Origin of the sequence: Mesorhizobium sp. M6A.T.Cr.TU.017.01.1.1, from assembly GCF_004023115.1 — a bacterium.
Taxonomy (GTDB): Bacteria; Pseudomonadota; Alphaproteobacteria; order Rhizobiales; family Rhizobiaceae; genus Mesorhizobium; species Mesorhizobium mediterraneum.
The window spans coordinates 1-4782 of sequence record NZ_RZTA01000213.1 but is presented as its reverse complement, the minus strand read 5'-3'; the positions used below and the strand labels follow the sequence as shown (position 1 = coordinate 4782).

Below are 4782 nucleotides of genomic sequence, written 5' to 3'. Positions count from 1 at the left end.
GTGCAGAGATCGGTGGCGCCGACTTCGGAAACGAGCGCACGGAACTCACGGCCCTCGCTTCCATTCGAAAGCTGGAACACGACACCCGTATCGGCGTCCGCCGGCAGGAAATGAACGGTAACGGAATTGCCGCTGTGAACGCCGGTACCCGTCAGCGTCGCACGCGATTTAAGTGTCGTCTGATAGTCGTGCAAAACAAACCCCTTAGCCCACACTGCCTACGTCCGCTTCATTAGCCCGAGGGCGCGGCTCTTTGATCGGCAGGCAGGGCAGTTCCCCCGAATCCCGGCAAACCGACATTGCTCGGGGGCGAAGATAGTGGTCCGGCAGGAAGTCTCCAAATCACGGTTTCTTACTCACTGTAACCGCGATCCGAAGCGGATCTGGTCTCGTAACAGCCTGTTTTGCAACTGCTTTTAACGTTAACAGGCAAACAATCTCTTGTCTGCCTGTTAACAATTGTTACGGACCGTTAACAGGTCAATTGGCCTGGCGGCGCAGGAATGCTGGAATCTCCAGCTGATCGTCTTCCTGGACAGCCCTGCTCTGCGGCGTCAGCCGGCCTTGGTCGTCCAACTGGCCGCGACGCGGCGCGTAAAGCTGCGGATCCTGGCTGGCAAGGCGGCGCACTTCGGGTGCCGCTTGGCGCAGTTTCGGCTCGCGCGGCTGCGCCGGCTGCAGTCGTGCAGGCTCCTCTTCGCGGCGGGTAAGGCCGTTCGTCAGGCGCTTGAGCAGTCCCATCGGTCCGCTGTTCTCATGGTCGGCCGGGCGGCCCTTGGCTTCCACTTCGGCTTTCACCACCGGCGGGAAATCCTCGACGCGCGGCATGCGCTGGGGTGCTGCGGCTACCGGTTGAAGCATCTCGCGCTGTGGCGCAGGCTGCATCACTTGCTGAACCATTGGCTGCACCATCGGCTGCGGCTGAGCCGGCGGCGCCTGGAAGATCTTGCTCTGCGGGCGGAAATCTTCCGCCTGGGCAGCCGGCGCGGGACGCGCCATCGCCGCGGCATTCGCCTCGGCAAGCTGGATCGCCTCAGCTACAGGATCGGCGGCGCGTGGCTCGTAGCCTCCTTGCTGGACAGGCGCCGGACGGCTTTCCGTGACCGGAGCGGCCGGGCGGCTGACCGGCTTTGGCGGAGCCGTGCGGATGGCGATCGGCGCGGCGGCGATGTCAGCCGCCGATTTGTCGATGCCGGTAGCAACCACCGAGACGCGGATAACGCCTTCGAGATCCTCGTCGAACGTCGCACCCAGGATGATGTTGGCTTCCTGGTCGACCTCCTCGCGAATGCGGGTCGCCGCCTCGTCGACTTCGAACAGGGTCAGGTCGCGGCCGCCGGTGATCGAGATCAACAGGCCCTTGGCGCCCTTCATCGAAGTCTCGTCGAGCAGCGGGTTGGCGATCGCGGCTTCGGCGGCGGCCATGGCGCGGCCCTCGCCGGAAGCTTCGCCCGTCCCCATCATCGCCTTGCCCATCTCGCGCATGACCGAGCGGACGTCGGCGAAGTCGAGATTGATCAGCCCTTCCTTGACCATCAGGTCGGTGATGCAGGCGACGCCGGAATAGAGCACCTGGTCGGCCATGGCGAAAGCGTCGGCGAAGGTCGTCTTGTCATTGGCCAGCCGGAACAGGTTCTGGTTGGGGATGACGATCAGGGTGTCGACGCATTTCTGCAATTCCTCGATGCCCAGATCCGCCGTCTTCATGCGGCGCTGCCCTTCGAAATGGAACGGCTTGGTGACGACGCCGACGGTGAGAATCCCCTTCTCACGGGCAGCGCGTGCAACGACCGGCGCGGCCCCCGTGCCGGTGCCACCGCCCATGCCGGCCGTGACGAAGCACATATGGGTGTTGGAGAGATGATCGATGATCTCGTCGATGCATTCCTCCGCCGCCGCGCGGCCGACTTCCGGTTGCGATCCCGCACCCAGGCCCTCGGTGACATGCGCGCCGAGCTGGATCAGGCGATCCGCCTTGGACATGGTCAGCGCCTGTGCGTCGGTATTGGCCACCACGAACTCGACGCCGCGCAAGCCGGCGGTGATCATGTTGTTGACGGCATTGCCGCCGCCGCCGCCGACACCGAACACGGTGATACGCGGCTTGAGCTCGGTGATGTCCGGCTTCTGCAGATTGATGGTCATTGTCTCCGTCCTTTGCCTTTCCCGCCGCTTCGCCGCCGCGGCCGCCTATGGGGCTGTCCCCGTCAATTTAAAAACTGTCTCTCAACCACTGACTCATTCGATGCAGTTTTCCGCCCGTTCCGGTCATCCTGAGACCAGAAATTCCTTTCGCCGGATGGCTCTCGAAATTCGCCATCTGCGGATAGATCAGAAGCCCGACCGGCGTCGAGAAAGCCGGTCCCTTGGCCGCCTCGGGCAGCCCCGCCACGCCGAGCGGACGGCCAATGCGCACATTGCGTCCGAGAATGCGGCGCGCCGCCTCGGGCAGGCCGGAAAGCTGGCTGGCACCGCCGGTCAGCACGACGCGCTTGCCGACGGCATTGCCGTAGCCGGATCTGTTCAGCCGATCACGCAACAGTTCGAGCGTCTCGTCGATGCGCGCCCGGATGATGCGTGTCATCACCGAGCGCGGTATCTGCAGCGGCATCTCGCCATCCTCGCCGATCGGCTGTATCGAGACCAAATCGCGGTCGTCGGCACTGCCGGGCAGCGCCGAGCCATGCATCACTTTCAGCCTCTCGGCGGCGTCGAGCGAGGTCGACAGGCCCTTGGCCATGTCCAGTGTGACGTGGTTGCCGCCGATGGCGATGGCGTCGCCATGGACGAACTTGCCTTCCGAAAAGACCGAGATCGTCGTGGTGCCGCCACCCATGTCGATGCAGGCTGCGCCCATTTCGAGTTCGTCGTCGACCAGCGCGGCAAGCCCGCTGGCATAGGGCGTCGCCACCATGCGCTCGACCGACAGGTGCGAACGGTTGATGCAAAGCTCCAGATTGCGCAAGGGCGCCGCGTCACCCGTCAGCACATGCATGTCGACGCCGAGCTGGTCGCCAACCATGCCGCGCGGATCACGCACGCCGCGCTCGGCATCCAGCGAAAAGCCGACGGGAAGCGAATGGATCACCTCGCGCTCGGCCCGGAGCGCCTGCTTGGCGCCGGCGGCAAGCACGCGCTTGATGTCGGCCTCGTCGGCCTCATGGCCACCGAGGTTGATGGTTGCCGAGAAGCTCTCGCTCTTCAGCCGGCCGGCCGTCATGTTGACGATCAGTGAATCGACGGTCAGGCCGGCCATGCGCTCGGCGGCGTCGACGGCGAGGCGGATGGCGTGCTCGGCCCTGTCGAGATCGATGACGACGCCCGACTTCACACCTTGCGATTTCTGGTGGCCGATGCCGATCACCTGGATGCGATGCGAGCGCCCGCGCAGCAGATTGCCGTCCTCGCGTGGCTTGAGCTTGGCCACCACGCAGCAGACCTTGCTCGAGCCGACATCCAGCACCGTCATGATGCCGGATCGGCGCGACGAGGCATCGCTGTTGCCGCCAAGCCAGCTCATATTTTCGTCTCCGCCTTGCGCTTCGGCATTTTCGGCTTTTCGTTGAGCGCGGCCTGGCGCTGCGTCGCCGCCTCCGGCGTCAGCTGGACGACGAGGCGATCGGAAAGGCGCATGTCGACGGCGGCGATGTCGCGCGTCAGCAGCCCGTTCTCGTGGTCCATCCTGACCAGATCGGCGATCGCCTGGTCCTCGCCATCCTCGGGAAGCTTGACCGTGATGCCGTTCTCCAGCTTCAGGTCCCAACGCCGTTCGCCGATGCGAATATAGCCTTTGACCCGCGCAGCAAGCTCTGGATATTTCTTGACCCTGGCCAGGAAATCCGGCGCCTTGGCCGGCGCGCCAGTGCCGACGATCAGCGGCAGCAGCGCCTGCTTGCCGCCGGAGAATGGCGCGATCACGGCGCCGGACCGCTCGATCACGGAAAGCTCGCTGCCCTGCTGCCAGAGCGCGAAAGGCTCTCGCTCCTCGATGCGCACCTCCAGCGTGTGCGGATAAACCTTGCGCACCGCCGCAACCTCGACCCAGGGCAGCGTGGCTATGCGTTCTCGCGCGGCTTCGACATCGAAGCCGATCAGCGACGTCCAGCCATCGAGCTGCATCCTATCGAGAATATCGATCTCGGAGGTTGCGCGGTTGCCAACGACCTTGATCTGGTCGACGGCAAACCCGGTGCGGGCGGTGATGCCCTGGACGATGCCGTCGACATGTCCGCCGAGATAGGCGCCATAGGCACTGCCCGATACGAGCAGCGCCGCCGACAGGATGGCCGCGGAAAACGGCGGCACCTCGAAGTCGTCCTCGCCCAGACGCGCCAGCACGCGCGCCGGCCGGCGAAGCAGACGCGGCAGCACGAAATGGTCGAACGACAACGACACACCGAACAGCGTCGGCCCGGCCGCGCCCTTCCCCTTGCCCTGTCCCCACCTCAACGCAGACACGAAGCGTCCTCCACCATCCAACTCAACAAATCGCCGAACGAGTGTCCCGCCTGCGCAGCGATTTCAGGCACCAAGGATGTCGGCGTCATGCCCGGCTGAGTGTTGACTTCGAGCCAGACAATTTCGCCGTTCTCGGAGTGTCGATCATCATAACGGAAGTCCGACCGGGAAACGCCCCGGCAGCCAATAGCTTGGTGAGCCTTGAGCGTCAGTGTCTGTATTTTTTGGTAAATATTCGGTGAAATTTTTGCAGGGCATTCGTGTTTTGATCCGCCCGCGACGTATTTTGAATCATAGTCGTAGAAGGAATGGCCGGTCGGAATG

Annotated in this window: 4 protein-coding genes and 1 pseudogene; all 5 read right to left on the bottom strand. The window is 64.1% G+C overall.

Annotation, left to right across the window (positions count from 1 at the left end):
* Positions 1-194 (bottom strand): UDP-3-O-acyl-N-acetylglucosamine deacetylase (locus EOB36_RS33140; RefSeq protein WP_245467966.1); only part of this gene is annotated, 194 nt, incomplete at its 3' end.
* 286 nt (positions 195-480) lie between these two features.
* Positions 481-2145 (bottom strand): cell division protein FtsZ, encoded by a 1665-nt coding sequence (gene ftsZ / locus EOB36_RS33135; RefSeq protein ID WP_127292455.1) that lies wholly within the window; start codon positions 2143-2145, stop codon positions 481-483.
* A gap of 67 nt (positions 2146-2212) precedes the next feature.
* Entirely contained in the window at positions 2213-3520 is a 1308-nt protein-coding gene (gene ftsA, locus EOB36_RS33130; RefSeq protein ID WP_095483339.1) for a cell division protein FtsA, read from the bottom strand.
* Positions 3517-4458 carry a cell division protein FtsQ/DivIB gene (locus EOB36_RS33125; protein ID WP_127205063.1) on the bottom strand — a complete coding sequence of 314 codons (942 nt, stop codon included), beginning with the start codon at positions 4456-4458 and terminating at the stop codon, positions 3517-3519. The genes ftsA and EOB36_RS33125 overlap by 4 nt, the downstream gene beginning before the upstream one ends.
* Positions 4446-4782: pseudogene (locus tag EOB36_RS33120) on the bottom strand (D-alanine--D-alanine ligase); the annotation flags it as partial. The pseudogene EOB36_RS33120 and the gene EOB36_RS33125, both read right to left, overlap by 13 nt.